At 66.9% G+C, this 24816-nt stretch carries 27 protein-coding genes; 6 read left to right on the top strand and 21 right to left on the bottom strand.

What is annotated here, in order from left to right; all coding sequences use genetic code 11:
- The 7 genes from fliL to fliF form a co-directional block, all read right to left on the bottom strand.
- Positions 1 to 642 carry a flagellar basal body-associated protein FliL gene (fliL, locus tag RT697_RS19880; RefSeq protein ID WP_313701238.1) on the bottom strand — a complete coding sequence of 214 codons (642 nt, stop codon included), beginning with the start codon at positions 640 to 642 and terminating at the stop codon, positions 1 to 3.
- 169 nt (positions 643 to 811) lie between these two features.
- Positions 812 to 2203, bottom strand: a complete 1392-nt coding sequence (locus RT697_RS19875; protein WP_313701237.1) for a flagellar hook-length control protein FliK — start codon at positions 2201 to 2203, stop codon at positions 812 to 814.
- A 24-nt stretch (positions 2204 to 2227) separates the two neighbouring features.
- Positions 2228 to 2680, bottom strand: coding sequence for a flagellar export protein FliJ (fliJ, locus tag RT697_RS19870; RefSeq protein WP_313701234.1), 453 nt, complete (start codon positions 2678 to 2680; stop codon positions 2228 to 2230).
- Positions 2673 to 4100 carry a flagellar protein export ATPase FliI gene (fliI, locus tag RT697_RS19865; protein ID WP_409517467.1) on the bottom strand — a complete coding sequence of 476 codons (1428 nt, stop codon included), beginning with the start codon at positions 4098 to 4100 and terminating at the stop codon, positions 2673 to 2675. Before fliI ends, fliJ begins: the two co-directional genes overlap by 8 nt.
- 86 nt (positions 4101 to 4186) lie before the next feature.
- Positions 4187 to 4930 (bottom strand): flagellar assembly protein FliH, encoded by a 744-nt coding sequence (gene fliH, locus RT697_RS19860; protein ID WP_286898726.1) that lies wholly within the window; start codon positions 4928 to 4930, stop codon positions 4187 to 4189.
- On the bottom strand, positions 4923 to 5933 hold the full coding sequence (gene fliG / locus RT697_RS19855; RefSeq protein WP_175126257.1) for a flagellar motor switch protein FliG: 1011 nt from the start codon (positions 5931 to 5933) through the stop codon (positions 4923 to 4925). The genes fliH and fliG overlap by 8 nt, the downstream gene beginning before the upstream one ends.
- Positions 5923 to 7599 (bottom strand): flagellar basal-body MS-ring/collar protein FliF, encoded by a 1677-nt coding sequence (fliF, locus tag RT697_RS19850; RefSeq protein ID WP_313701233.1) that lies wholly within the window; start codon positions 7597 to 7599, stop codon positions 5923 to 5925. The genes fliG and fliF overlap by 11 nt, the downstream gene beginning before the upstream one ends.
- 329 nt (positions 7600 to 7928) lie before the next feature.
- Between fliF and fliE the strand changes: the two genes are divergently transcribed.
- Positions 7929 to 8261, top strand: a complete 333-nt coding sequence (gene fliE, locus RT697_RS19845) for a flagellar hook-basal body complex protein FliE (protein WP_175126255.1) — start codon at positions 7929 to 7931, stop codon at positions 8259 to 8261.
- 91 nt (positions 8262 to 8352) lie between these two features.
- Here the strand turns inward: fliE and RT697_RS19840 are convergent, their stop codons facing one another.
- The 7 genes from RT697_RS19840 to RT697_RS19810 all read right to left on the bottom strand — a co-directional run bounded on the left by RT697_RS19840 (position 8353) and on the right by RT697_RS19810 (position 13620).
- The gene (locus RT697_RS19840; RefSeq protein WP_313701251.1) at positions 8353 to 9156 is read right to left on the bottom strand and encodes a flagellar brake protein; all 804 of its coding nucleotides are present in this window, start codon (positions 9154 to 9156) and stop codon (positions 8353 to 8355) included.
- Positions 9157 to 9170: 14 nt separating this feature from the next.
- Positions 9171 to 9497: an EscU/YscU/HrcU family type III secretion system export apparatus switch protein gene (locus RT697_RS19835; RefSeq protein WP_312432620.1), complete on the bottom strand. Its 327-nt coding sequence runs from the start codon at positions 9495 to 9497 to the stop codon at positions 9171 to 9173.
- Positions 9497 to 10870, bottom strand: coding sequence for a flagellar hook-length control protein FliK (locus tag RT697_RS19830; protein ID WP_313701231.1), 1374 nt, complete (start codon positions 10868 to 10870; stop codon positions 9497 to 9499). The genes RT697_RS19835 and RT697_RS19830 overlap by 1 nt, the downstream gene beginning before the upstream one ends.
- Entirely contained in the window at positions 10867 to 11217 is a 351-nt protein-coding gene (locus RT697_RS19825; protein WP_313701230.1) for a flagellar protein FliT, read from the bottom strand. Before RT697_RS19825 ends, RT697_RS19830 begins: the two co-directional genes overlap by 4 nt.
- 47 nt (positions 11218 to 11264) lie before the next feature.
- A complete protein-coding gene (gene fliS / locus RT697_RS19820) occupies positions 11265 to 11693 on the bottom strand; it encodes a flagellar export chaperone FliS (RefSeq protein ID WP_313701229.1) in 429 nt (142 codons plus the stop codon).
- A gap of 20 nt (positions 11694 to 11713) precedes the next feature.
- Entirely contained in the window at positions 11714 to 13099 is a 1386-nt protein-coding gene (gene fliD / locus RT697_RS19815) for a flagellar filament capping protein FliD (RefSeq protein ID WP_313701227.1), read from the bottom strand.
- Positions 13100 to 13242: 143 nt separating this feature from the next.
- Entirely contained in the window at positions 13243 to 13620 is a 378-nt protein-coding gene (locus tag RT697_RS19810; protein ID WP_313701225.1) for a flagellar protein FlaG, read from the bottom strand.
- 139 nt (positions 13621 to 13759) lie between these two features.
- Here RT697_RS19810 and RT697_RS19805 point away from each other — a divergent pair, with 139 nt between their 5' ends.
- Positions 13760 to 14497: an IclR family transcriptional regulator gene (locus RT697_RS19805; RefSeq protein WP_313701223.1), complete on the top strand. Its 738-nt coding sequence runs from the start codon at positions 13760 to 13762 to the stop codon at positions 14495 to 14497.
- Between the two features lie 21 nt (positions 14498 to 14518).
- Here RT697_RS19805 and RT697_RS19800 read toward each other — a convergent pair whose 3' ends face one another.
- From RT697_RS19800 to RT697_RS19785, 4 genes are all read right to left on the bottom strand, one after another.
- Entirely contained in the window at positions 14519 to 15685 is a 1167-nt protein-coding gene (locus RT697_RS19800; protein ID WP_312432649.1) for an acyl-CoA dehydrogenase family protein, read from the bottom strand.
- Positions 15675 to 16916, bottom strand: coding sequence for a CoA transferase (locus RT697_RS19795; RefSeq protein WP_313701221.1), 1242 nt, complete (start codon positions 16914 to 16916; stop codon positions 15675 to 15677). The genes RT697_RS19800 and RT697_RS19795 overlap by 11 nt, the downstream gene beginning before the upstream one ends.
- Positions 16913 to 17884 carry a tripartite tricarboxylate transporter substrate binding protein gene (locus RT697_RS19790; protein WP_313701219.1) on the bottom strand — a complete coding sequence of 324 codons (972 nt, stop codon included), beginning with the start codon at positions 17882 to 17884 and terminating at the stop codon, positions 16913 to 16915. Before RT697_RS19790 ends, RT697_RS19795 begins: the two co-directional genes overlap by 4 nt.
- A gap of 68 nt (positions 17885 to 17952) precedes the next feature.
- Positions 17953 to 18369: a cupin domain-containing protein gene (locus RT697_RS19785; RefSeq protein ID WP_313701218.1), complete on the bottom strand. Its 417-nt coding sequence runs from the start codon at positions 18367 to 18369 to the stop codon at positions 17953 to 17955.
- A gap of 166 nt (positions 18370 to 18535) precedes the next feature.
- On the opposite strand from RT697_RS19785, the gene folC reads away from it, so the two are divergent.
- From folC to purF, 4 genes are all read left to right on the top strand, one after another.
- Positions 18536 to 19846: a bifunctional tetrahydrofolate synthase/dihydrofolate synthase gene (folC, locus tag RT697_RS19780; RefSeq protein ID WP_313701216.1), complete on the top strand. Its 1311-nt coding sequence runs from the start codon at positions 18536 to 18538 to the stop codon at positions 19844 to 19846.
- A 73-nt stretch (positions 19847 to 19919) separates the two neighbouring features.
- Positions 19920 to 20774, top strand: coding sequence for an SPOR domain-containing protein (locus RT697_RS19775; protein WP_313701214.1), 855 nt, complete (start codon positions 19920 to 19922; stop codon positions 20772 to 20774).
- Entirely contained in the window at positions 20774 to 21262 is a 489-nt protein-coding gene (locus RT697_RS19770; RefSeq protein ID WP_175186107.1) for a CvpA family protein, read from the top strand. The genes RT697_RS19775 and RT697_RS19770 overlap by 1 nt, the downstream gene beginning before the upstream one ends.
- A 30-nt stretch (positions 21263 to 21292) precedes the next feature.
- A complete protein-coding gene (purF, locus tag RT697_RS19765) occupies positions 21293 to 22813 on the top strand; it encodes an amidophosphoribosyltransferase (RefSeq protein ID WP_313701212.1) in 1521 nt (506 codons plus the stop codon).
- 79 nt (positions 22814 to 22892) lie between these two features.
- Here purF and RT697_RS19760 read toward each other — a convergent pair whose 3' ends face one another.
- From RT697_RS19760 to RT697_RS19750, 3 genes are read right to left on the bottom strand one after another with little or no spacing between them, the layout of a single operon-like run.
- Entirely contained in the window at positions 22893 to 23414 is a 522-nt protein-coding gene (locus tag RT697_RS19760; protein ID WP_313701210.1) for a YgjP-like metallopeptidase domain-containing protein, read from the bottom strand.
- A gap of 16 nt (positions 23415 to 23430) precedes the next feature.
- The gene (locus RT697_RS19755) at positions 23431 to 23916 is read right to left on the bottom strand and encodes a disulfide bond formation protein B (RefSeq protein WP_313701208.1); all 486 of its coding nucleotides are present in this window, start codon (positions 23914 to 23916) and stop codon (positions 23431 to 23433) included.
- Positions 23917 to 23965: 49 nt separating this feature from the next.
- Positions 23966 to 24679: a MarC family protein gene (locus RT697_RS19750; protein ID WP_313701206.1), complete on the bottom strand. Its 714-nt coding sequence runs from the start codon at positions 24677 to 24679 to the stop codon at positions 23966 to 23968.
- Positions 24680 to 24816 lie beyond the last annotated feature (137 nt).

Below are 24816 nucleotides of genomic sequence, written 5' to 3'. Positions count from 1 at the left end.
TTATTGCACCACGAACGCCGTGAACAGCACGTCGGTCACGTACTGGCCGTCAGGCAGGGGCGAGAAGGGGCGGTTCACCGCCTGCTTGATGGCCGTGATCATGTCGGTCTTGCCTTGCTGCGTCTGCACCGCGGTGGGCGACTGCGACGACAGCACCATCAGGATGCGGCTGCGCACTTCGGGCATGTACTTTTCCAGGCGCGTGCGGGTCTGTTCGTCGCTCACGCGCAGGGTCAGGCCGACGTGCATGATGCGTTCCGTGTCCGCGTTCTGCAGCGTGACCGTGAAGGCTTCGATCGGCACGAAGATCGGCGCGGGCACGGCGATCGGGGTGGCGGACGGCGCGACGAAGGTCGTCGGCGTGGCCTGCGGGCCTTGACCGGCCTGGCCTTGCACGCCACCCGCCTGACCGGGCTGACCCGGTTGGCCGGGCTGGCCGCCAGGCACCTGGCCCACGCCAAGCTGCACCGGAGCGCCGCCTTGCGGTTGCTGCAGACGCTGGGTGATGAACCAGGTTGCGCCCGCACTGGCGGCGGCAACGAGCAGCAGCACCAGGATCGCCAGCAGCGGACGAAGGATGCGGCCGATGCCGCCGGAGGACGCGCCGCGCGCCGGCGCGGGAATGGGTTTGATTGTCGCCATCTGGAGTTCGATGCGTGTTTGCCGCTGGTGAAAACGGATTCTTAGTGGATGAAAGCATTCTGCCCGAATTCACGCCACCGCTTGGAGGCGAAAAACAGGGCGAAAGCCGCGTATCTCAAGCTATTGCTGCACTGCCCGCATCCGTTGCCGGAAGCGGGCCGCCGGATCATTACGCGAACGTGTCGACCAATGCGTTGGCGTTGCGCGACACCGTCACCGCGGGCTGCGCGGCATCTGCCCCGCTGTCCGCCACGGCGACGCCGCCGCCTTGCTGACGCTGCGAGCCGCCGCCGTTCTGCTGCGCGAATTCCTGCTGCGCGGCCTGTTCACCGACGCTGGTCTGGCCCAGCGAGATGCCGGCCTGGGCGAGCGCCTGCTGCAACTGCGGAATGGCGACTTCGATCGCCTGGCGCACCGATGCATGCGCCGACACGAACGAGGCGCTGGCCACGCCATCGGCCAGGTTCAGGCTGACGCGCAGCGGACCGAGGTCCGGCGGATCCAGCCGCAGTTCGGCGGTCTGCATGCCCTGGCGCATGTTGCTGCTCATCATGACCATCTGCTGGCCAAGTTCGGTGCCCCAGTGGGTGGCGCCGACCGGCGTGGCCACTTGCATGACGACAGGAACGATGGGCTGCGCGATGGCGGCCTGGTTGACGACCGGCAGCGCCTGGCGCTGTGTGGCGGCGGCCAGCGCGTGGGCCAGCGCTTCCTGCGGATTGGCGCCATGCTGCGGCGCCTGGAATTGCGGGGTCGTGCCGGCTAGCAGATCGGGCTGTTCTTCGTCGGCAACGTGGGTGGGCAGCGCCGGAGCGGCTCCCTTCTGGTCGGCGGGCACGTCGCGCGCGACGCGCGGCAGCGGCAGTTCCGGCGCGGCCTTCGGCGCTTCGGCCTTGACCATTGCCTTGGGATCGACGGGGGCCTCGGCAACCGGCGCGGAACCCGGCTTGACGGCTGCGGTGAGGACCGGCAGCGCGGCTTCGGCTTCGCGGGCGATCTGCGCCGCGGCGGCCTGCGCCTGGCCGGCGGTCGCGGCCACCGGCGTCTGCGCCTGTTGCGCAGCCTGCGGGACCAGCGTGTCGGCAGCGTTCAGCGCGGCCGTCAGCACGGCGGCGCCCTGGTTCATGGCGGTGGCGGTTGCAGCGGCATTGCCACGGGCAAGCTGCACCTGCTCGGCGGCCTGGGCCGCGATCTCCAGGGCCTGTTGCGGCAGGTCGGACGCGGCCACTGGCTGTTGCGCGGCGACGGCCAGCGCGCCGGCTTCGGCCTGGCCGGCGGTCAGCACCGCGTCATTGATGGCGCCGGCGGCGGCGCCTTCGGCCGTGCTGGTCGGATCGCTGGCTTTGCCGTCCTTGGACGGCGTCTTGCTGTTGCCGTTCGCGTGGCGGGCGTCGGCGGCCTGATTGGGCCGCTGCTGCGCCGGACGCTGCTGCGCCAGCACGTCGGAGAACGAGGGGCCTTTATCTTTTTTGTTCGCGGCAGCCGGCTTGGCGCCGAGCACGTCGTTGAGCGACGTCGGGGCGGCCGGTGCGAGCGAGGGCAAGGGCAGGGGAGCGGTCATCTGGGGCTTCCTGTGAGGAACTGCTTAATGCATGCCGCCGGCCTGGCGCTGGACCAGGCGGGCGGAGTATTCGTCGTTGGCGCGCTGTTCGCGGCGCGATTCCACGAGGGCCTGGGCGCGCTGCTCGCGCTGCGCCAGGGCGTCGTAGGAGTTGAGCTTGCGTTTTTCCTGCTGCCAGTAGAGCTGGCCCTTGGACAGGTTTTCCTCGGCCTGGCGCAGCACGCCTTGCTGCTGGCCGATCGCGTCGTCCAGCGTGCCGATGAAGCGCTGATAGTTGTGGCAGTCGCTGGCCGCCATGCCGCTCGTCATCGCCGTCTGAAGGCGCTCGAGGTAGTCCTGGCGGTAGTCGTGCAGCATGGAAAGCTGGCGCTGCGCATTGCTGCGTTCGGCGGTCAACCGGCCCAGGAGGCGGGCGGCTTCGTCCGTGCTTTCCTTGGCAAGGTTGATCAGCATGTCCAGAGGCAGTTGGCTAGGCATAGGTGTCCCGTGATTCGAAACTGGCTCGCAATTGATTGACGGCGTCTTCGTAACCGACGTTCTCGCCGATGTCCTGCTGCAGGAAGGCTTCCAGGCGCGGGTAGCGCGCGATGGCGTCGTCCAGTTGCGGGTCGTTGCCGGCGGCGTAGGCGCCGACGGCGATGAGGTCGCGATTGCGCTGGTAGCGCGACAGGCTTTGCTTGAAGCGGCGCACGATCGAGAACTGCTGCGGCGTGATGAGCGAAGTCATCGCCCGCGAGATCGACGCTTCGATGTCGATGGCGGGGTAGTGGCCCGATTCGGCCAGGTGCCGCGACAGCACGACGTGGCCGTCCAGGATCGCGCGCGCCGAGTCGGCGATCGGATCCTGCTGGTCGTCGCCTTCGGCCAGCACGGTATAGAACGCCGTGATGGAGCCGGCCTTGCCGGACGGACCCGGCGCGCCCATGCCGGCGCGTTCCACCAGCATCGGCAGCTTGGCAAACACCGACGGCGGATAGCCCTTGGTGGCGGGCGGTTCGCCGATGGCCAGCGCGATTTCCCGTTGCGCCATCGCGTAGCGGGTCAGCGAGTCCATGATCAGCAGCACGTCCTGGCCCTGATCGCGGAAATGCTCGGCCAGGCGCGTCGCATACGCGGCGCCCTGCAGGCGCAGCAGCGCTGACACGTCGGCCGGCGCGGCCACCACGACCGAGCGTGCCAGGCCTTCGGGACCCAGGTTGTGCTCGATGAATTCCTTGACTTCGCGGCCCCGCTCGCCGATCAGGCCGACGACGATGACGTCGGCCTTGGTGTAGCGGGCCATCATGCCCAGCAGCACCGATTTACCGACGCCGGACCCTGCGAACAAACCCATGCGCTGGCCGCGGCCGACGGTCAGCAGACCGTTGATGGCGCGCACGCCGGTGTCCAGCACCGTGTCGATGGGCGCGCGCGACAGGGGGTTGATCGGTTGGGCCGACAGGGGCGCGAGTTCGGCGCCCGTCAGCGGACCCAGTCCGTCCAGCGGGCGGCCGGCGCCGTCCAGCACGCGGCCGAGCAGCGCATTGCCGACCGGCAGGTGGCGGCCCAGCTGGGGCTTGGCGTTGCCGTTCAGTTCGGCCTTGCGCGGCAGCGGAATCTGGCGCTGCACGGGCGGTTCGCCAGGCACGACGCGCGCGCCGGGCGGCAGGCCGGAAATGTCGGCCTGCGGCATCAAATACAGCGTGTGGCCGTCAAAGCCCACGACTTCGGCGTCGGCCCAATGGTCATGGCCGCGCGCGATCTCGATGCGGGCGGCGGCGCCGACGGGCAGGCGCAGCCCGGTCGCGTGCAGCACCAGACCGGTCGCGCGCGTGATCTTGCCGCTGACCAGCCACGGATCGGTGGACGCCGCGCGGATCGAGCCGATCTCAAGCTGCGTCTGCCAGCGGTCGAGCACGGGCGCGGTCGGCTTGGCCGCCGCGGAAGCGGCTGCGGCGCCCGCGAGGGGCGCCTGGCCGGATTGCTCGGTGGCCGGATTGCCGTTCACACCGGCTCCTCCCAGGATGCGTTGCGGCCGAGCGAGGCGGCCACGCGGCGCCAGCGGGTCTGCAGCGTGGCGTCGATGTCGCCGAAAGGCGTCTCGGCGCGGCAGCCGCCGCGCAGGATGGATTCATCGGCCAGCACGCGCCAATGGCCTTCCTTCAGCTCGTCGGCAAGGTGCAGGCGGATCAGTTCGATATCGTCCGGATTGGCCCACAGGCGCATCTGGCCGCCGGCCGTCGGATTGATGTGCAGGACGTCGCGCACTGCATTCACGACGGTTTCGGGCTGTTCGGCGAGGGTGGTGCGGACCACTTGCTGGGCGATGTCCAGGGCCAGCGTCAGCAGGCTCTGGCCCATCTTTTCTTCAAGCGCGCCGATCGACACGGCGCAGGCTTCGACCAGCGTGTGCAGGCGTTGCGCCTCGGCGGCGCCCTGTTCGCGGCCCTGGGCCAGGCCTTCCGCATGACCGGCTTCGCGGCCGGCGGCAAGGCCGGCCTCGTAGCCCGCCTGCTGGCCGGCTTCCATGCCCGCGGCGTGGCCGCGCGCCAATCCTTCCTCGTGTCCTTCCGCGATGGCCTGGGCGCGCAACTGCGCCATCACCACGGCGGGATCGGGACCCGGATCGGGTTCGGGCTCGGGTTCGACTTCGACGGGCGCCGGCTCGTCGAACGACAGCATCTGCCAGCGACGCCAGGCGGCGCTGCGCGAGATGAGCGTCGTCGCGCCGTTGTCCGCTTCAGACATACGCGTCGTCTCCGGAATTGCCCAGCACGATCTGGCCGCTTTCCGCCAGGCGGCGGGCGATCTGCAGGATCTTCTTCTGTTCGGTCTCGACCTTCGACATGCGGATCGGGCCCTGGGCTTCCAGGTCCTCGCGCAGCATTTCGGCCGCACGGCTGGACATGTTGCGCAGGAACTTGGCGCGCAGCTCTTCCTGAGCGCCCTTGAGCGCGACCATGAGCGTGTCGTTGTCGATTTCCTTGAGGATGAGCTGGATGGCGCGGTCCTCGACGTCGAGCAGGTTGTCGAAGACGAACATCTCGTCGATGATCTTCTGCGCCAGGTCGTTGTCGCGTTCGCGCAGGCTGGCGACCACGGTCTCTTCCTGCGTCGAGTTCATCATGTTCAGGATCTCGGCCGCGGTGCGCACGCCGCCCATCTTGCTGCGCTTGGCGCCCTGGCCGGCCAGCACGGAGTTCAGCACTTCGGTCAGTTCGGACAGCGCCGCCGGCTGCACGCCGCCGAACGTCGCGATACGCAGCATCACGTCGTTGCGCAGACGGTCCGTCAAGAGGGCCAGCACGCCGGCCGCGCGGTCGCGCTCCAGGTGAACCAGGATCGTCGCGATGATCTGCGGGTGCTCGTCGCCGATCAGTTCGGCCACGGTGTTCGGGTCCAGCCAGTTCAGCGCGTCGATGCCGCTGCCGCCGTCGCCGGCTTCCAGGATGTCTTCGATCAGGCCCGCGGCGCGATCGCTGCCCAGCGCCTTGGTCAGCACGCTGCGGATGTAGTCGTCCGAGCCCAGCGTCACGGCCATGAACTGGTCGGCTTCCAGGCGGAATTCCTCCAGCACGACGGCGACGTCGTTGCGCGTGACCTGCTTCAGGCTGGCCATCGCGGCGCCGACCTGCTGGACTTCACGGGCGCTCAGGTACTTGAACACTTCCGCCGCGGCGTCTTCGCCCAGCGACATCATCAGGACGGCGCTGCGCGTCATGCCGTCCATGGGGAGGGAATCATTTTTCATCTTTGGTCATCCAGGTGCGCAGGACCATCGCGACGGCGCGCGGATCCTTGTTGGCCATGGTGCGTGCGCGCTCCAGGTTGTCCTGATAGCGGTCGGTTTCCTTGGCGCGGGCCAGGTCCTGAGCTTCGCGGGCGGCTTCAGCACGCTCGGCTTCGGCCTGTTCCGGATCCACCGGCGGGTACAGGTACTCGGTGACCGAACGGCGAACCTTGCGGTACAGCCACAGTGCGATGACGCCACCGATCAGCCAGAACAGGATCGTCTTGAACAGCGAGATCATTTCCGGATCGCGCCACATCGGCAGCGGCGGCGGGCCGTCGTTGAACTGGCTGTTGACCAGGTTGAGCGAGTCGCCGCGGCCTTCGGAATAGCCCATGGCTTCGCGCACCAGGTTGGTGAGCTTGTTCAGTTCCTCGGGCGGCAGGGCCTGCAGTTCGCCGTCCTTGTCGCGCACGTAGTTCACGACCACGGCCACCGACATGCGCTTGAGGTTGCCCGTCGGCTGCTTGATGTGGCTGATGGTGCGGTCGACTTCGTAGTTCGTCGTCGCGTCGCGGCGTTCGTTCAGGTTGGTGGCGGGAGTCTGGGTGCCGGTCTGCTGCTGCTGTTGTTGCTGCTGTTGCGCGTTGGCCTGCGGCGGCTGGCCGGGGCGGGGCGGCTGTTGCTGCGGCGGATTGGCGATCGGCGCCTGCGCGTTGGCGGGCGCCTGGTTCGACAGCGCGCCGGGCACGCCCTGGGCGGGGCCGACGCCGCGCTGCGTGGAATCGCTGGTCTGCTGGCTGCGCACGGCGGCCTGGCCAGGTTCCTGGTTGGGACGGTAGACCTCGGACGTTTCCTCGCGGCGCGAGAAGTCGACGTCGGCGGTGGCCTGGGCGTGCACGTTGCCGGGGCCGACCAGGGGATTCAGGATGGTGAGGATGCGCTCGACGGTGCGCTGCTCGATCTCGCGCACGAAGCGAAGCTGGTCGGCGTCCATGCCGCGGCCTTCGCCCAGCGGAGAGGACAGCAGGCGGCCGTTCTGGTCGACGATGGACACGCTTTCGGCGGTCAGTTCCGGCACGCTGGAAGCCACCAGCCAGGAAATTGCGGAAACCTGCGCGTCGCTCAGGCTGCGGCCGGGGTACAGGTTCAGCAGCACGGAGGCGGTGGGCGCCTGGCGCTCGCGCACGAACAGCGACTGGCGCGGCATGGCCAGGTGGACGCGGGCGTGCTGCACGGTGTGCATGGCCTCGATCGAACGGGCCAGCTCGCCCTCCAGACCGCGCTGGTAGTTGATCTGCTCTGCAAACTGGCTGGCGCCGAAGCGGGCGTTGTCCATCAGCTCGAAGCCGACGGAACCGCCGCGCGGCAGGCCTTGCGACGCGAGCTGCAGCCGGGCGTCATAGACGCGGTCGGCCGGCACGAGCAGCGCGGTGCCGTTTTCGTTGTAGCGGTAGGGAACGTTCATCGTGCCCAGGGCGGTCACGATGGCGCCGCCGTCGCGGTCGTCCAGGTTCGAGAAGAGAACTTTGTATTTCGGCTCGCTGCTCCACATGGCCACGGCGACGATCACCGCGACGAGGGCTGCGGCGGCGCCGATCAGGACTGGCTTGGGAAGCGCACGGACCCGTTCCAGCACGGGGAACTTGGCCAGAAGCGACGAGCTCAGGGTAGCCTGCTGATTCATTGACGGCTCCCGCTGGCTTCGCGGAGCAGGGAAAATGACTTCATGTCTGGGTAGGGCCGATTACACATGCAACGTGCTTCTGGTCTGGGGAGAGCGTGGATTATTGCCCCTGAGACACCGATCCCAATCGATGAAAACAGCCGTTTTTTGGCGTTACTTAATCCCTATGTCAGTAACAAGGCGCAAAGCGGGGCCGCATCCCGGGAAGGGGATGTCCGCATTCGTTGAAATGTCGGGTTTTTTGGCGGTTCTTGTCGGCTATGAACCGGCCGGATCGGCGTTACGCTGCGTGTGCACTTTGGCGTAATCCCACCAGCAAGGAATAGGTAATGGCTGTATCAGGCTTGTCCGGCATCGAAGGCATGCTTCAGCAGATGCGCGCGGTCGTGAGCAAGGCGGAGACCGGTAATCTGGGCGCCGGCGATGCCGTGGCGCAACCCGACGGTTTTGCCGCGGAACTGCAGCGCTCCATCCGTCGCGTGACGGCCGCTCAGAACGCCGCCAGCAATCAGGCCAAGGCCTTCGAGCTGGGCGCTCCCGACATCTCGCTCAACGACGTCATGATCGACCTGCAGAAGGCCAGTCTGGGCTTCCAGACGGCGGTCCAGGTGCGCAACAAGCTGGTTGCTGCCTACAAGGAAATCTCGTCGATGGCGGTCTAAGCGTCGCGACCAGTTCAAAGGCCTTCCCGCGGGAAGGCCTTTTGCGTTTCAGCAGCGCCCCTGCCGTCGCGGCATTTCGCCGGGCGCGCCATCAGTTGCGCTGCGCGCCTTTCTCCAGGCGCCACACCACCTGCTGCAGCCAGTTCTCCTGGCGGGCGTTCAGGTTCATGAACAGCGCGCCGACGTGGCTGACCGGTGGCTCGCCTGTCAGCGATACATGCTTGGGCGCTTCACCCTCGGCGCTGCTGTCGGCCGACGCCATCGGCTGGCCCGACACCGGATAGATGTTGCGTACTTCCAGGTCGGCGCTCAGTTTGCCGAGCTCGCCGAAATCCAGTTCCACATCTTCCATCACCGCGCCGCGCTGGGGCAGCTCGCCCACTGCCAGGCCCACGCGCAGGCCGACGCCGTCGACCGAGATGTCGCGGACGGTGAATCCCACCGGCTTGGCCGGCGCCGCCGGTTGCCAGGTGGCGAAGCAGCGGTTGGCGCTGGAGATCATGGAGGCCCGGAACATCTTGCGGCGCTGGATGCGGGCAAGCCGATCGGGGAAGGGCGACATCAGCGCCGCGCTGCCGTCATCGAAATGGATGATTTCCGGACGCTGGACACGAAAACGGATCTGCACGCCGCCATAGGCGGTGGCGTTGAAGTGGAAGGTCGTTCCGCTGAGTAGACCCATGCTGTCGGACTGTTCAAAGTCCGCGCCGTCGTAGTCGCGCGGCCGCCAGAAGAACTGGCGGGTCTGCTTGTCGGCGCCCAGGATCAGCACGGCGATCTCCCGGTCCGCGGGGTCGCGCACCAGGATGTGGCTGTCGGGGTGCGTCAGCTCGAAGAGCGCTGAGCGCATGTCTTCCGGCCGGGTCAGCAGGAATTCCGGATCGGCGGCATCCAACACGGTGATCGTCCTTAGGTAGAGATTTCGGGCCGCGCGGCCTGGGGGAGGTCGCGCGATTCCAGGCGGTACAGCCAGGCGAGCAATTCTGCCACCGCGACATAAAGTTGGGGAGGAATATGCGCGTCCAGGTCGACCTGCATGAGCAGACCCACCAATTCGCGCGATTCGTGCACGTACAGCCCGTTTTCCTCGGCCGCCCGGACAATCGTGTCCGCCAGCTGGCCATAACCCTTGGCGACAACGCGCGGCGCGCCGTCGCTTTCGTCGTACGAGATGGCGACCGCCGCGTTGCGGTTGGCGTTCGGGCCGGCGTCCGCGGGGGAGGAAGGGGTGTTCATCAGAAATCGGTGGGGATGACGAGACGGGGTTCAACCACGTTCACGGTCAGATTGCTCAGGGTCAGGCCGGCGGCCAGGAGGCGCGAGCGTAGCATGTCCGACGAATCGTTGATCTCGGTGGCGCTGTGCGGCGCAATCAGCTGCAGCACGATCTGGTCGCCCGCAAGGTTCAGGCGGGCATCGACCAGGCCCAGCCGCGGCAGGTCCAGCTTCACGCGGGTGGCCCAGGTCGGCACAGCCGATTCGCGGTCCTCGCCGTAAGGGTCGCGCTCAACTTCCCACTCCATCGGCGTGCCGGGCCAGGCTTCGCCTTGCCAGTTCAGCGTCTGGTTGGCCAGCACGTCGAGCTGCTGGCGCACCAGCACGGTCAGATCCTGATGGATGCCGGTGATCGGCGCGCCGGGCGTGGACGGGGAGGACGACGTGCCCGAAGCCGAGGGCGCATCCGCACCGGCGCCCGAACGGCTGGCGCCGGCGGCTTCGCCGCGGCTGCGCGCCTGCGTGCTGGCGTGCGCGGCGGTGTCGCGGGACATCCGGGCTTGCGGTTCGCTTTCCAGTGTGGCCGGGTTCTTGCGCCCGAAGACCATGTCGGTCAGGTGCGATTCGTAAAAGAGGCCGCTGGTCTGCAGAGCATTGCGCAGCGCCTGGCCCAGCGCGCGGGCGGACGGGCCGCCTGCGGCCAGCGAGGCATGCGATGCGGCCTCGGCCCCTTTCGCGCCGCCCGCCTGGCCCGCTGGATGCCCGGCGCCCGGCTTGGCGCTGGCGTTGGCGGCGTCGGCGGCTGCGGTGGCCGACGGCGCGGCGGCCGGGGCGCCAGCCGGCAGGGCGGTCGAAGCCGGAAGCGGGGTGGTCGTCGCAGCGGCCGGCTGGCCGGGCTGACCTGCCTGCGCGGGTTGGCCGGATTGGGCCGAAGCGGGCTGGCCGCCGGGGGCTGCACCGCCCGCCTGCTGCCCACCCTGCGCGTCGGCGCTCCACAGCGGCGCGCGTCCCTGCACGGCCGGGGCCGCTTCAGGGTACTGAGCGAGCAGGGCCAGGATGGTGCGTGCGGTCGTACCCAGCGTGGTCGGCGCCGAGGCCGTGGTGTCGCTGCTGGTGACCAGGCCGCGCGCGGCCAGCGCCAGCGCGGCCGCGGTTTTGGGGTCGACAACAGTATTCTGGCGGTCGCCTCGGGCGCCGCCAGTTTGTATGCCTTGCCGGGTATCGCGGGCCGAGCCGTCCGAAGGCCCGGCTTTCTCCGGGCTGCCAGGCTGGCTGACCGCGTCGGGCCGCGCCCCCGAAATCTGGTTGGCGTTCGCGGCGGACATCGTCGTGCCCAGCACGGCGTCCAACCGCTGCACCAGGACGTTGCCAAGCGCGGCGGGACCGATGCTCATTGGTCAGACGCCTGATTGCCGTAGGCCGACAGCAGGGTCTGCTGGCGCTTCATGCGTCCGAGCAATTCGCCCAGCCGCGCCAGTTGCGGCAGCGCCAGGTCGCGCGTCATGGCATCGTTTTCAAGAATGCGCACGAGAAGGTCGTATTTCATGCTGCGGCCGGCCTCGTCCAGGGGGCTGGCGGGTTCGGCATGGCGCAGGCGCTCGACCTGCTCGCAATAGAGCTGACCGTGCATGAGCGCGGTGTCCCAGTCGCCGGCCTGGGCGGCCGTCAACATCTCGCCCGTTGACTGGGCGATCTCCTGATACTGCTCCAGGATGGCGGAATACTGGGTGAGGGACGTCATAGAAGTCTCGGGCGAGCGATGGCTGGCAATAGTCGTTGTAGGGGCCATCAAAGCGGTACGTCCGGGGCAGGCCGATCGATGGAGGTCTGCCAAGCGTCGGAAAGGTCCGCCAGCAGGCGGTCCGCGATGTCGAGCTGCTCGACGTCCGCTTTCAGGTTTGCCATGAGCAGGGTGCGGACGATGTAGTCGTACAACCGGCTCAGGTTGGCGGCGATGTCGCCGCCGGCTTCCATGTTCAGGCCCATTTTCAGGCCTTCGTCGACGATCTTGATTGCCTTGGTGATGGCCGTGCCGCGCTCGGCCACGCGTCCTTCCTGCATGTGCAGGCGCGCCTGTCCGATTGCCGCGCGCGCACCCTGGTACAGCAGGGTGATCAGCCTTTCCGGTGTGGCGCTCATCACTTGCGTCTCCAGGCCGATATCGGCGTAGGAGCGGACAGAGTATGAGCCTGTGGGGCGGCGCGCGGCGTACGTCATTTAATGCATCTTCTCGGTTATCACTTCGACGACTTGTTCATGGCCGCGAATTGCTGCGTCAGGTAGTTGGCCGTGACCGATTGCTGCGCAACGAATTTGTCCAGTTGGACGAACTGGGCGCGCATCATTTCGAGCTGGGCTTCGCCCGCTGCCTTGGCGCGCGTGTACTGGTCCTTCACGGTGGCGATCGACTTGGCCAGACCGTCGGTCTTGGTCTTGATCGAACCGGTGTCGCTCAGGATGTCCTTCGTGGCCTTGTCGAAATTGGCGGCCAGGCCGTTCTCGCCGGTCAGCAGGCGCGCGACGTCGGCGCTGTTCGTGGACAGCGCCTTGTCCAGCTTGGTCTGGTCCAGCGTGAGCTGGCGCGTCTGCGGGTTGGTCGTGATGCCCAGGTCGGCCAGCGAACGCATCGTGCCTTCGCCCGACAAGACCTGCAGTGCACCCGCCAGGGACGACTGGATGGCGCGCGTCGTGCCGTCGCCGGTCAGCGGCTGGTTGGTGGCGGCGGCGGCGTCGAACGCCGTCAGGTTCTTGATCGTCGTCTGCAGCGTGTTGTAGGCGGTCACGAAGCTCTGGATCGCCTTGTTGGCGACCGAGGGATCGCTTTCCAGCTTCAGCGTGATCGGCTTGCCGGCTTCCGTCGTTTGCGACAGGTTCAGCGTGACGCCGTCGATGGCGGTCGAAATGTTGTTCGTGCCGCTCTTGATCGTGATGCCGTTGATGTCGATTTCGGCATCGACGGCCGCGGTGGCCGTCATCTTGCTGTTTGCGGCATCGGTGCTGCTATAGGACAGGACGTCCTTGAGCGACTGGTCGCCCGTCACCGTGATGGACTTGACCGAGGCCTGAACGCCCGTGTTCTTGGCGGTCATCATCAGGTAGCTCTTGCCGTCGCCGTCGGTGATGACGGTGGCGCGCACGCCCAGCGTGTCGTCGGCGTTGACCGCCTTGACGATGCCGTTCAGCGAGGTGTCGCCCTTCAGGTCGACGGTTTTCTTGGTGCCGTCGGCCAGTTCGATTTCAAACGAGCCCGTGGCGCCGTTGGACGCCTTGCGGTCGGCCACTGCGCCGGATTGCAGGGTCTGGGAAGTGGCAACGGTTTTCACGTTGATCGTGTAATGGCCGGCCACGGCGCCTTCGGCGGCCACGGTCGCGGTCAGGGCGTCGCCGCCGGTCACGCTGCCTTTCACGGCGCCCAGCGTCTCGGGCTTGCCGAGCGCGGCGGCAGCCTTCTGCACGGCTTCCACGGCGCTCTTGAGCTGGCCGAATGCCGTAACGCGGGTTTCGAAGCTGGTCTGCCGTACGGTGTACTGCTGCAGCCTCTTTTCCTCGGCAGCTTCCAGCTTCGAGAGGATATCCTCCAGGGGCAAGCCTGAATTCGAACCGAGGTTGGTGATGGTGGCCATGTGAAATTCCTTCCTAGCGATGCAATTCTGACAAAAATGTGATCCCGGCTATCGGCCGGGTAAAGGCATAAGGCGGGCCTAATTCAGCGCTTCTCACACCGGGCCGCGCGTCAATCTTGGCTAACGCTGTTTTAAGTGTCGGATCAGGCCGAGGTCTTGATACCGTTCCCTTGCATGTTCACGATCATCTTGGCGATCTTCAGCACCGTTTCACTGGGGATGGTGCGCAGGACGTCACCCGATTCCGCATCGATCACCGACACCACCACCTGGTGCACGTTCGGGTCGATTTCGAACTGAAGCTGGGTCGACCAGGCTTTCATCTGGTCGTTGATCTCATCCAGCGCCTTATCCAGAGGCATTTTCTGCGCGTTCGCCTGGTCGGACGTGGCGCCGCCGGAGGCGTTGCTATTGGTGCTGGCCGGCGCCGGCGTGGCGGTGGCGGACGGGTCTGGCGCGGCTATAACGGTCGAAACCGGTAACGACGCGAACGCTGCGGGGGCTAACGGGGTTACGGCCATGATCACTCCAACGGCGAGGGGGGCGTCTCGGAGAACGCGCTGTTTTCAGGAAATTCTCAGTTACCATAACGGCACCCTCGCAGGGAACTTTAGCCCCGCGCATACGGATGGTTCACGTGCTAAGAGTTTGGATCGGGCGATGAGTGTCAAGACGGCGTTGCGAGTGATCGAAATCATCGAAACCTACGCCCGCGAGAAACGCGCGCTGCCCTTGTCGGAACTGGCCCGGTTGCTGGACGTGCCCGTCTCGAGCTGCCTGGCGCTGATCCGCACGCTGACCAGCCTGGGCTACCTTTACGAAACGGGCCGCCGCCAGGGCTATTACCCGACCGGCCGGCTGCTCGCCATGGCCCAGCGCATCGCCCGGGCCGATCCCGTTCTGGACCGGGTCTATCCCAGCCTCGTCGAACTCAGGGACGCTACCCGCGAAACCGTCGTCTTCGCCAAGCTGTCGCCGGACGGCCGTGTCGTCTATCTGGATGTGCTGGATTCGCCGCATACCATCCGATACGCGCCCGTTGCAGGCGAGTTCAAGGATGTTCACGCAAATTCGCTGGGAAAGGCGCTGCTGTCGCTGCTGGACGAACCGGCGCGCGACGCCTTGCTGGCGGACATCCCCATGACCCGCTACAACGACCGCACCCTCGTTACCCGCGAGGCGCTGCTGGCGGACCTTGAAGCCGCCCGGCAGCGGGGGTGGTTCATGAACAGCGGCGAGTCCATCGCGGACGTGGGCGCGATTGCCTGGCCGGTCACGCTGTCCGGCGAGCACTACGCCATTTCGGTGGGCGGCCCGATCTACCGGATCGAACCGGAGCAGGAAACCTACGCCCGCATCTTGCGGGCGGCCTGCACGGGGCTGGAGCAGCAGGCCTGAGCCGCGCCTGCTGCCGCCTGCTCAATACGACTTGGGCAGGCCCAGCACCTTTTCCGCGATGAAGCACATGATGAGCTGCGGGCTGACCGGCGCGATGCGCGGGATGAAGCTTTCGCGCAGCAGCCGCTCCACGTGGTACTCCTTGGCATAACCCATGCCGCCCAACGTCATCACCGCCGTCTGGCAGGCGTTGTAGCCGGCTTCGGCCGCCAGGTATTTCGCCGAGTTGGCAGCGGGGCCGCAGGGCTTGCCCGCGTCGTACAGGCTGGCCGCCTTGAACACCATCAGGTCCGCCGCCTCCAACTGCATCCAGGCCTGGGCGAGCGGGTGCTGGATGCCCTGATTTTTGCCGATGGGGCGGCCGAACACGGTGCGCTCGCCGGCGTACTTGACGGCCCGGTCCAGCGCGGCGCGGCCGATCCCCACCGCCTCGGCGGCGATCAGGATGCGCTCGGGGTTCAGGCCGTGCAGGATGTATTCAAAGCCGCGGCCTTCTTCGCCGATGCGGTCGGCCACCGGAATCCGCAGGCCGTCGATGAACAGCATGTTCGAATCCACGGCCTTGCGGCCCATCTTCTCGATCTCCCGCACCTCGATCTTTTCGCGGTCCAGGTCGGTGTAGAAGAGCGACAGGCCCTGCGTGGGCTTTTCCACGTCGGACAGCGGGGTGGTGCGCGCCAGCAGCAGCATCTTGCTGGCCACCTGCGCCGTCGAGATCCAGATCTTGCGGCCATGCACAACGTATTCGTCACCCTGGCGCACGGCGCGGGTGCTCAGCTTGGTCGTGTCCAGCCCGGCGTCGGGCTCGGTGACCGCAAAGCAGGCCTTTTCCCGGCCGGCGATCAGCGGTTCGAGCCAACGGCCGCGCTGCTCGTCGGTGCCGAACACCACGACGGGATTCAGTCCGAAGATGTTCATGTGGACGGCCGAGGCGCCCGTGAAGCCGGCGCCCGACGCGGCGATGGTCTGCATCATCAACGCGGCTTCGGTCATGCCCAGGCCCGCGCCGCCGTATTCCTGCGGCATGGCGATGCCCAGCCAGCCGTCGCGCGCCAGGTCGGCGTGCAGCGGTTCCGGGAAGCCGCCTTCGCGGTCGCGTTCCAGCCAGTATTCGTCGGGATAACGTTCGCAGATGCGGGAAACGGCGTCGCGCAACGCCAGTTGTTCCGGGGTGAATTCAAAGTCCATCGTTGTTTCCGTCCTGGGTAATGCCACGGGCAAGCATGGCGTCGATCTGTTCCTGTCCGTAGCCCGCCTCGGCCAGCACCTCGCGGCTGTGCTCGCCCAGCCGCGGGGCGGGGCGGCGTATCGAGGTGGGCGTGCCCGCGTAGCGGCCCAGCGTCCCGGTGGTGCGGATGCGGCCTTCCGAGGGGTGGTCCATTTCCTGGATGAAGCCGGTCGCGGTCAGGTGCTCGTCCTGGATCAGGCCGTCGATGGTGTAGAGCTGCGAGGCCGGAATGTCGGCGCGCGTCAGCTCGCGCAGCCAGTCGTCGCTGGGACGGGTGGCGATCACCTCGGCCACGAAGGCATAGACCTCGCTGATGTGCGCGGCGCGGGCGCCATGGGTGCAGAAGCGCGGGTCCTGCGACAGCTCGGGCCGCCCGATCAGTTCAAAGAAATTGCGCCAGTGCTTGTCGTTGTAGATCAGCAGGCAGATGTAGCCGTCCGACGTGGCGTAAGGGCGGCGATGCGGCGCCAACAGGCGCGCGTAACCGGTGGGTCCCATGGGCGGTTCGAAGGTCGCACCGCCCAGGTGGTCGCCCAGCACCAGATGCGCCATGCCCTCGAACATGGGAATCTCCACCGGCTGGCCGTGGCCGAGCGTCCTGGCGCTCAGCACCGCGGACACCAGCGCAATGCCGACGTGCAGACCCACCGCGCGGTCCGCCAGCGTCAGCGGCGCGTAGCGCGGCACGTCGCCGCTTTGCTGCGCGGACAGCGCGGCGATGCCGGTCTGCCCCTGGATCAGGTCGTCGTAGGCGGGGCGGCCGGCATAGGGGCCGGCCTCGCCGAACCCATAGGCGCCCACGTAAACGATGCGCGGGTTGCGCGCCGTGACGGCTTCGTACGACAGGCCCAGCCGCGCCATCGCCTGGGGGCGGATGTTGTAGAGCAGGGCGTCGCAGCTTTCGGCCAGTTTCAGGCAGGCCTCCAGGCCTTCGGGCGTCTTCAGGTCCAGCACGATCGAGCGCTTGTTGCGGTTCAGGTGCAGGTAGAGGTGCCCCATGCCGGGGTTGCGCATGGGGCCGACGGCCCGCATGTTGTCCCCCGCCGGCGATTCCACCTTGATGACGTCCGCGCCCAGGTCCGCCAGGACCTGGGTTGCGTACGGCCCCATCACCACCGAGCTCAGATCGAGGATGCGCACGCCGGCCAGCGGCCCGGCAACCGGCGTTTCAGGCAGGGGCTGGTCGATCATTGCTGCTCGATCCCCGCGTCACGGATCAGCTTGCCCCACAGGTCGCGCTGTTCGCCGACAAATTGCGCGAAGGCTTCGGGCGTGCTCGAGAAGGCGTCAAACCCCAGTCCCGCCAAGCGCTTTTTCACGTCGGGCTTTGCCACGATCTGGTTGATGGCCGCATTCAGCTTGGCGACGATCTCGGGCGGCATGCCTGCGGGACCAAAGTAGCCGTTCCAGGAGTTCAGGTCGAAGTCCGGCACGCCCGCTTCGGCCATCGAAGGCAGGTCGGGCACGATGGCGCTGCGCTCGGCGGTGGAGACGGCCAGGGCGCGCAGCTGGCCGGATTGTACGAACGGCAGGCCCGAGGTCAGGTCCGTGAACATGAAGTCCACCTGTCCGCCGACCACGTCGGTCAGGCTCTGCGGCGTGCCTTTGTAGGGCACGTGCAGGATGTCGATCTTGGCGCGGTTGGCCAGCGTGGCGCCCGCGACGATGCCGGTGCTGTTGCCGCTGGCGTAGGTGATGCGGCCCGGGTTCTTCTTGGCGTCGGCCACCAGGTCGCCCACCGTCTTCCAGGGGCGCTTGGGATTCACCACCAGGATGAAGGGCAGGTTGCCGCCGCGCGCGATCGGGGTGAAATCCTTGACCGGGTCATACGGCACGTTCTTCATCAGCCAGGGGGCGGCCGAATGGGAGGTATTGGTGGTGACGAACAGCGTGTAGCCGTCGGGCTTGGCGCGCGCCACGTAATTGGCCGCGATCGTCGCATTGGCGCCCGGCTTGTTCTCCACCACGACCTGCTGACCCAGCAGGGTCGACAACTCGGCGCCGAAGATCCGTCCCACGGCGTCCGTGCCCGATCCGGCGGGGAAGGGCACTACAAGAGTGATGGGCTTGGTGGGGTAATCGGCGGCATGGGCGGGGCCAGCCGCCATCAAGGCGGCGCCGCTGACCAGCGCGGCGCCCAGCAGGCGTAGGGATTGCATGGGTGTGTCTCCTGTCTTTATTGGAATGAGGCGCGGCTCTTCGGCCGCTGCCTGCGCGAAGCGCCGCGTCAAGCGGCTGGGGGTGGCGCCGGAAAATCGCGGATCACGCGATCGGGGGATTCTTCGTACGGGGGCGTGTAGATCACCAGCAAGCGGGCGGGTTCATCGCTCGTCACCGTGAAGACGTGCGGGATGTCCGGGGGGAAGTAGCAACAGTCGCCGGGACCCATGTCGGCCCATTCGTCCTGCACCTGCGCGCGGGCGGTGCCCGAGATCAGGTAACAGACCTGTTCGATGCCGGGGTGCGCGTGCGGCAGGGCGCCCTTGCCCTTGTCGATGACGCCCAGCAACACCTCCAGGCCACGGGCGCCGACGGTGTCCGGGCTGATCAGCCGGCGGTTGAGCGTGCCGGTGTGATTGGCGGGGCTGTAGCCCGGCACGTCGGCTTCACGCACCAGCCATTTGGGAGTCGTACGCTGCGTCATGTCTCTTCCTATTATTTTCCATACATGAATTTATTTTTACGTATGAGAAAAACATGGGCAAGCACTTTTTGTCTCGCGATACTGTGCTGCGCCCTAGGGGATTAGGGAAAACACCGGGCACACGCTGCTAAAATCGCAGGCTGATTTCCTTTCGCGAACCCGCCTCATGTCTTCTGTCCGTACGCCTGACGCCGCCGCCAACCTGTCCGATTGGCTGCAGTACCTGGAGTCCATCCACGCCACCGCGATCGACATGGGACTGGACCGGGTGCGCCAGGTCGCGGACCGCATGCAACTGACGCTGCCCGGCATCAAATTCGTGGTCGGCGGCACCAACGGCAAGGGTTCCACCTGTGCCATGCTCGAGGCCATCCTGCTTGCGGCTGGCTACAAGGTGGGCCTCTACACCTCGCCGCACCTAATCGACTTCAACGAGCGTGCCCGCGTCAACGGCCAGATCGCCTCCGATCAGGACCTCATTACGCAGTTCCAGGCCGTCGAGGCCGCGCGCGGCGATGTGTCGCTGACTTACTTCGAATTCACCACGCTGGCCATTCTGCGCCTCTTCTCGCAGTCGCGGCTGGACGCCGTCGTCCTCGAAGTCGGCCTGGGCGGACGCCTGGATGCCGTCAACATCGTCGATGCCGACGTCTCCATCGTCACCAGCGTCGACCTGGACCACACCGACTGGCTGGGCGACACGCGCGAAAAAATCGGCTTCGAAAAAGCCCACATCTACCGCAGCGGCCGGCCGGCCATCTGCAGCGATCCCGTCCCCCCGCAGTCGCTGCTGGATCACGTTGAAGCCATCGGCGCGGACCTGTGGCTGTTCGGACGCGACTACAACTACTCCGGCGACCGCCAGCAGTGGGCCTACGGCGGGCGCGAGCAGCGCCGCAGCGCCATGGCCTATCCGGCCCTGCGCGGCGCCAACCAGTTGCTCAACGCCTCGGCGGCGCTGGCCGCGCTGGAATCCGTGCGCGACCGCCTGCCCGTGCAGCAGCAGGCCGTTCGACTGGGGCTGTTGCAGGCCTCGCTGCCGGGCCGCTTTCAGATCCTGCCCGGCCAGCCCACGGTAATCCTGGACGTCGCACACAACCCGCATGCCGCGGCCGTGCTGGCGCAAAACCTGGACAACATGGGCTTTCATCCGTACACCCACGCGGTGTTCGGGATGCTGAACGACAAGGATCTCGCCGGCGTGGTGGCCAAGCTGGGTTCGCGCATCGACTACTGGTATTGCGCCGGTCTTCCGGGGCCGCGCGGCGCCGCCGGCCAGGCGCTCGCGGACCAGGTCGCCGCGGCGCTCCCGCCGCTGCCCGCCGGCAGCGAAAGCCCCGGCATCCAGGCCTACGCCGATCCCGCCCAGGCCTTTGCCGCAGCGCGCGAACGGGCAGGGGAGAATGATAGAATCGCGGTATTCGGATCGTTTCTCACCGTAGCCTCCGTTTTGCAGGCTCTGGGTCGCAAGGCATAGGCAAATCGGGCCATTCGCGTCATGGCGGCCCCGCCGCCTCAATGCCGCAAGGCGCCGCAAGGAATTCTCTTCCATGGGTTTTTTCAAACGCAAAGATCCCGCCGAGCAGGCGCAGACCTCCAAACGGGCTGCCGTGCCAAGCGAGGTCCAGGCCGCCGAGTTGCGTGGCCGCGCGCGTCGCAGGCTTGCGGGCGCGGTAGCGCTGGTCCTGGCAGCCGTCATCGTCCTTCCCATGGTGCTGGACTCGCAGCCCGCCCCGGTCGACGACAACATTCCCATCAAGGTGCCGGAACGCAATACGCCGTTCCAGCCGCAGGTCTCCGAACCCCAGGCCGCCGCGCCGACCGAGCCGTCCACATCCACCGATCCCGCCGCCGTTCCCACGCCGCCTGGCGTGACGTCCGTGCCGCCGGTGGCTGCCGCGTCCAACACGCCGCAGACCGCGCCCAACGCCTCTACGCACACAACGCCGCACACCACGCCGCCCGCCACACAGCCGGCCACGCCTGCCGTGCCGCCGGTCACGCCGCCCAAGCCCGAGGTCAAACCCAAGCCCGAGCCGGCCAAGCCCACGACGCCCGCCAAGCCCGAGTCGCGCTCGGACGACGGCGCGCGCGCCCTGGCGCTGCTCGAAGGCCGCAACGCCCCGGCGTCCACGCCCAAGCCCGACGCGCCCAAGCCGGCTGCCTCCAAGGGCAATTTCGTGCTGCAGATCGCGGCGTACACCACCTCGGAAGACGCCCAGTCGCGCCGCGGCAAGCTGCATCAGGCCGGCGTCACCAACGCATTTGTCGAGCAGGCCACGATCAATGGCAAGCAGCAGTACCGTCTGCGCGTGGGCCCGTTCCCGTCGCGCGAGGCGGCTCAGGCGGCCCAGGCGCGGTTGCGCACGCTGGGCTATGACAATGGTTTCATCGCCGCCCAATAGTGACCGGCTTCGACTTCGTCGTGCTGGCCATCCTGGCGGTATCGGGTGTGCTGGGCCTGGTGCGCGGCCTGCTCAAAGAGGTGCTGTCGCTGGTCGCCTATCTGCTGGCCTTCGTGGCCGCGATCTGGTGGGGTCCCACGGTCTATACCTGGCTGGAGCCCTATATTGAAACGACGCTGCTGCGCATGGGGGTCTCGTACGCGGCGGTGTTCATCATCGTGTTGCTCGGCGTGGGGTTGGTCAATATGACGCTTGCCGCCCTGATCCGCAGCACCGGACTGAGCCCGGCCGATCACGGCCTGGGCGGAATGTTCGGGCTGGCCCGTGGTCTATTGATTGTGCTGGCGCTGGTCGCCGCCGCAGGGTATACGCCGCTGCCGCAAGAGCCATGGTGGCAGGACGCCATGTTTTCGCATTCGGCCATCGAGGCCATCAAACATATCAAGACGTGGCTGCCGCCAACCCTGGCGACGTGGCTGCCGTACTGATTAGCTTCAAATCAACCAGGAAATCTCACCATGTGTGGAATCGTAGGGGTCATCGGGCGCGGGCCGGTCAACCAGCTGCTCTATGACAGCTTGCTGCTGTTGCAGCATCGCGGGCAGGACGCCGCGGGCATTGCGACGTCGCAAGGCAACCAGTTCAATATGTACAAGGCGCACGGCCTGGTGCGCGACGTGTTCCGCACGCGCAACATGCGCGCGCTGCCCGGCACGTCGGGCGTCGGCCAGGTCCGCTACCCGACCGCCGGCTCCAGCGCCAGCGAAGAAGAGGCCCAGCCTTTCTACGTCAACGCCCCGTTCGGCATCATGTTGTCCCACAACGGCAACCTGACCAACTGGCGCGAACTGCGTGAATCGCTGTACCGCGTCGACCGCCGCCACATCAACACGAACTCCGATTCCGAAGTCCTCCTGAACGTGCTGGCGCACGAGCTGCAATCGGCCGCCAACGGCGTGTCGCTGGACGACGATGCCATGTTCCGCGCGGTCGCCGCCCTGCACAAGCGCGTGCGCGGCGCCTACGCCGTCGTGGCCCAGATTTCCGGTTACGGCCTGCTTGCCTTCCGCGATCCCAACGGCATCCGTCCGCTGTGCATCGGCCGCCAGGAGACCGAAGAAGGCGTCGAATGGATGGCCGCCTCGGAATCCGTGGCCCTCGAAGGCAGCGGTTTCACCTTCGTGCGCGACGTCGAGCCCGGCGAAGCCGTGTTCATCGACCTGGACGGCCGCATGGTCGCCCGCCAGTGCGCCGACAATCCGCAGCTCGTTCCGTGCATTTTCGAATACGTCTACTTCGCCCGCCCCGATTCGATGATCGACGGCGTGTCGGTGTACGACGCGCGTCTGCGCATGGGTGAATACCTGGCCGACAAGGTTGCGCGCAACATGCGCCTGGGCGACATCGACGTCGTCATGCCGATTCCCGATTCCTCGCGCCCGGCCGCCATGCAGCTGGCCGCGCGCCTGAACCTGGACTATCGCGAAGGGCTAATCAAGAACCGCTACGTGGGCCGTACGTTCATCATGCCGGGCCAGGCCGTGCGCCGTAAGTCGGTGCGCCAGAAGCTCAATGCCATCGGCATGGAATTCAAGGGCAAGAACGTGCTGCTGGTGGACGACTCCATCGTGCGCGGCACGACCAGCCGCGAGATCGTCGACATGGCCCGCGCCGCCGGCGCCAACAAGGTGTACTTCGCCTCGGCCGCGCCTCCGGTGCGCTTCCCCAACGTGTACGGCATCGACATGCCCACGCAAAGCGAACTGATCGCCACCGGCCGCACGGACGAGGAAATCGCCCGCGCGATCGGCGCCGACAGCCTGGTCTACCAGGACCTGCACGACATGCAGCAGTCGGTCCGCGACCTCAACCCCAAGCTGACGCGCTTCGAGGCCTCGTGCTTCGACGGCCAGTACATCACCGGCGACATCACGCCCGAGTACCTGGCCCGCCTGGGTCAATCGCGCTCCGAGCCCGGCAAGGACGAAGACGCGGGCGGCCTGCGCTTCAACATGGGCTACACGTCCGACGACGCCTGATTTCTGCGGGCGCCTCGCGCAGACAAAAATGCCGTCCCTCGGGACGGCATTTTTTCGCCTGCAGCTTATTACGCAAGGGCTAGCCCTGCACGTCCCACAGCGGCGTGCGCGTGGCCTCGAGATGCGTCAGGTACAGCCGCAGGTCGAACTCGTACTGATGGTAGTGCGGCTCCATGCGCAGGCACATGTTGTAGAAGGCCTTGTTGTGGTCCTTTTCCTTCAGGTGAGCCAGTTCGTGCACGGTGATCATCTTCAGGAACTCCGCGGGCACGTTCTTGAACAGCGTCGCCACCCGGATCTCGTGCTTGGCCTTGAGCTTGCCGCCCTGCACGCGCGAGATGTAGGTGTGCTGGCCCAGCGCGTGCTGGATCACGTGGATCTTGCTGTCAAAGGCCACCTTGTTGATCTGGTCGCCGTTGCGCATATAGGCGTTCTTCAGCTCGGTCACGTACTGGTACAACGCCTTGTCGGTGCGTACGCCGTGCGCGCCGGCCGGGTATCGGGCAAGCAGGGCCGCGCCCAGCTTGTCCTGGTCCAGCAGCTTTTGGGCTTGCGCCAGCAGCGGTTCCGGATACCCGGAGAGGTATTTCAGGGGCTGCACGATTTCGGAGCGGCGTTCAGGCCGAGGCGCGGCGCCGGAACACCACCGGCATCGCCATGAAGAACAGGATCACGAAGAGCGCCAGGCTCCACAGGGCGTACTCGACGCCCAGCACCGGGACCTTGGCGTCCATGCAAGTGGCGTAGATGCCGAACAGCGGCGGGATGGCGCTTTCAAGGCCGATGCCGGTCATGAAGCGGTCGGCAAACGTCTGGTCGCACGACAGCATGTTGGCGGCGACGCTGTACTGGTACCACGCGGCCACGATCCCGGACAGCGACAGCAGCGCAGCAAGAAAGCCGCAGATGCGCGTCAGCGCGCGTCCGCCGCCAAAGCCGCCGATCAGCGCGACCACGCCGATCACCAGGTAAATCAGGCGCTGCATCACGCACCAGGCGCAGGGCGGCATGTCGAAGACGTGCTGGGAAACGAGGGCGATGCCCACCGCGCCGAAAGAGAAGAGGGCGATCAGGCGGAGCAGGCGTTCTAAGCGAGAGGTCATTGTTGCGTTGGAATGGGTTGGACGAAGGCGCCGCAGCGGCCGGACAGGCTTAGGCCTTCGGGATGGGAATTGGTTGCATCACCTGGGTCAGGACGCCCAAAAGCAGGTCCCGCGCGCCTTCCCAGAAAATCTGCACGCCCAGGCACAGCATGATGAAGGCCGACAGCCGCATGAAGACCGCCGTGCCGTTGTCGCCCAGGCGATGCAGCATCTGCGCCGCAAAGCGCAGGCAGACGTAAAGGGTCAGCGAGACGACGATGATGCCGGGGATGGAGCCGGCCAGCCGCACAAGGCTCAATGCGTGATTCTGGTCGCGCAGCGAGACGCCGACCGTGATGGCGGCCGCAATGGAGCCGGGGCCGCAACTGATGGGGAAGGTCAGCGGATAGAACGCGCGCGCCTTCGCCATTTCAGGCGTGAAGGATTCGGCCATCCGGGCCACGCGTTCGGTGTCGGCATCCGGCGAGTTCACCAGCCGCCAGGCGCTGGCGATCACCAGCATGCCCCCGCCCACGCGCACGATGGACAGCGAGATGCCAAAAAAGCTGAGGAGCACGTTGCCCGCCACCATGGCCACGATCAGCATCAGGCACACGTTGACCGCGACCCGCTTGGCCAGCACCACCCGCGTGGCGGATGACGCGCCCTCGGTCAGCGACAGAAAAATGGGGGCAATCGCAGGCGGGTTCAGGAACGGCAGCAGGGTGGCCAGCGCGAAAAAGAAGCTGCCACCGAAAATGCGCAGATAGTCGTTGAGCTGCATGTGAGCAAGCATCGCCTGGCCGAAAACCCGGATTGTATGCGGTCCGGGCCGGGTCTGGCGATGCTGGATCAGGCGGCGCGCTGCTGGGCTTCGTCGCCTGAAAGCGCGTCCAGGATGTCGCGTTCGAACTGCATCTG

It is taken from the genome of Achromobacter sp. (genome assembly GCF_032113835.1).
Lineage (GTDB): Bacteria > Pseudomonadota > Gammaproteobacteria > Burkholderiales > Burkholderiaceae_B > Achromobacter.
This window is presented reverse-complemented; position numbering and strand designations above follow the sequence as displayed.

What these genes read in the sequence shown, in the direction of transcription:
- fliL (WP_313701238.1), bottom strand. Translation starts at nt 642, where the DNA reads ATGGCGACAATCAAACCCATTCCCGCGCCGGCGCGCGGCGCGTCCTCC.
- RT697_RS19875 (WP_313701237.1), bottom strand. Translation starts at nt 2,203, where the DNA reads ATGACCGCTCCCCTGCCCTTGCCCTCGCTCGCACCGGCCGCCCCGACG.
- fliJ (WP_313701234.1), bottom strand. Translation starts at nt 2,680, where the DNA reads ATGCCTAGCCAACTGCCTCTGGACATGCTGATCAACCTTGCCAAGGAA.
- fliH (WP_286898726.1), bottom strand. Translation starts at nt 4,930, where the DNA reads ATGTCTGAAGCGGACAACGGCGCGACGACGCTCATCTCGCGCAGCGCC.
- fliG (WP_175126257.1), bottom strand. Translation starts at nt 5,933, where the DNA reads ATGAAAAATGATTCCCTCCCCATGGACGGCATGACGCGCAGCGCCGTC.
- fliF (WP_313701233.1), bottom strand. Translation starts at nt 7,599, where the DNA reads ATGAATCAGCAGGCTACCCTGAGCTCGTCGCTTCTGGCCAAGTTCCCC.
- fliE (WP_175126255.1), top strand. Translation starts at nt 7,929, where the DNA reads ATGGCTGTATCAGGCTTGTCCGGCATCGAAGGCATGCTTCAGCAGATG.
- RT697_RS19835 (WP_312432620.1), bottom strand. Translation starts at nt 9,497, where the DNA reads ATGAACACCCCTTCCTCCCCCGCGGACGCCGGCCCGAACGCCAACCGC.
- RT697_RS19830 (WP_313701231.1), bottom strand. Translation starts at nt 10,870, where the DNA reads ATGAGCATCGGTCCCGCCGCGCTTGGCAACGTCCTGGTGCAGCGGTTG.
- RT697_RS19825 (WP_313701230.1), bottom strand. Translation starts at nt 11,217, where the DNA reads ATGACGTCCCTCACCCAGTATTCCGCCATCCTGGAGCAGTATCAGGAG.
- fliS (WP_313701229.1), bottom strand. Translation starts at nt 11,693, where the DNA reads ATGACGTACGCCGCGCGCCGCCCCACAGGCTCATACTCTGTCCGCTCC.
- fliD (WP_313701227.1), bottom strand. Translation starts at nt 13,099, where the DNA reads ATGGCCACCATCACCAACCTCGGTTCGAATTCAGGCTTGCCCCTGGAG.
- RT697_RS19810 (WP_313701225.1), bottom strand. Translation starts at nt 13,620, where the DNA reads ATGGCCGTAACCCCGTTAGCCCCCGCAGCGTTCGCGTCGTTACCGGTT.
- RT697_RS19805 (WP_313701223.1), top strand. Translation starts at nt 13,760, where the DNA reads ATGAGTGTCAAGACGGCGTTGCGAGTGATCGAAATCATCGAAACCTAC.
- RT697_RS19800 (WP_312432649.1), bottom strand. Translation starts at nt 15,685, where the DNA reads ATGGACTTTGAATTCACCCCGGAACAACTGGCGTTGCGCGACGCCGTT.
- RT697_RS19795 (WP_313701221.1), bottom strand. Translation starts at nt 16,916, where the DNA reads ATGATCGACCAGCCCCTGCCTGAAACGCCGGTTGCCGGGCCGCTGGCC.
- RT697_RS19790 (WP_313701219.1), bottom strand. Translation starts at nt 17,884, where the DNA reads ATGCAATCCCTACGCCTGCTGGGCGCCGCGCTGGTCAGCGGCGCCGCC.
- RT697_RS19785 (WP_313701218.1), bottom strand. Translation starts at nt 18,369, where the DNA reads ATGACGCAGCGTACGACTCCCAAATGGCTGGTGCGTGAAGCCGACGTG.
- folC (WP_313701216.1), top strand. Translation starts at nt 18,536, where the DNA reads ATGTCTTCTGTCCGTACGCCTGACGCCGCCGCCAACCTGTCCGATTGG.
- RT697_RS19775 (WP_313701214.1), top strand. Translation starts at nt 19,920, where the DNA reads ATGGGTTTTTTCAAACGCAAAGATCCCGCCGAGCAGGCGCAGACCTCC.
- purF (WP_313701212.1), top strand. Translation starts at nt 21,293, where the DNA reads ATGTGTGGAATCGTAGGGGTCATCGGGCGCGGGCCGGTCAACCAGCTG.
- RT697_RS19755 (WP_313701208.1), bottom strand. Translation starts at nt 23,916, where the DNA reads ATGACCTCTCGCTTAGAACGCCTGCTCCGCCTGATCGCCCTCTTCTCT.
- RT697_RS19750 (WP_313701206.1), bottom strand. Translation starts at nt 24,679, where the DNA reads ATGCAGCTCAACGACTATCTGCGCATTTTCGGTGGCAGCTTCTTTTTC.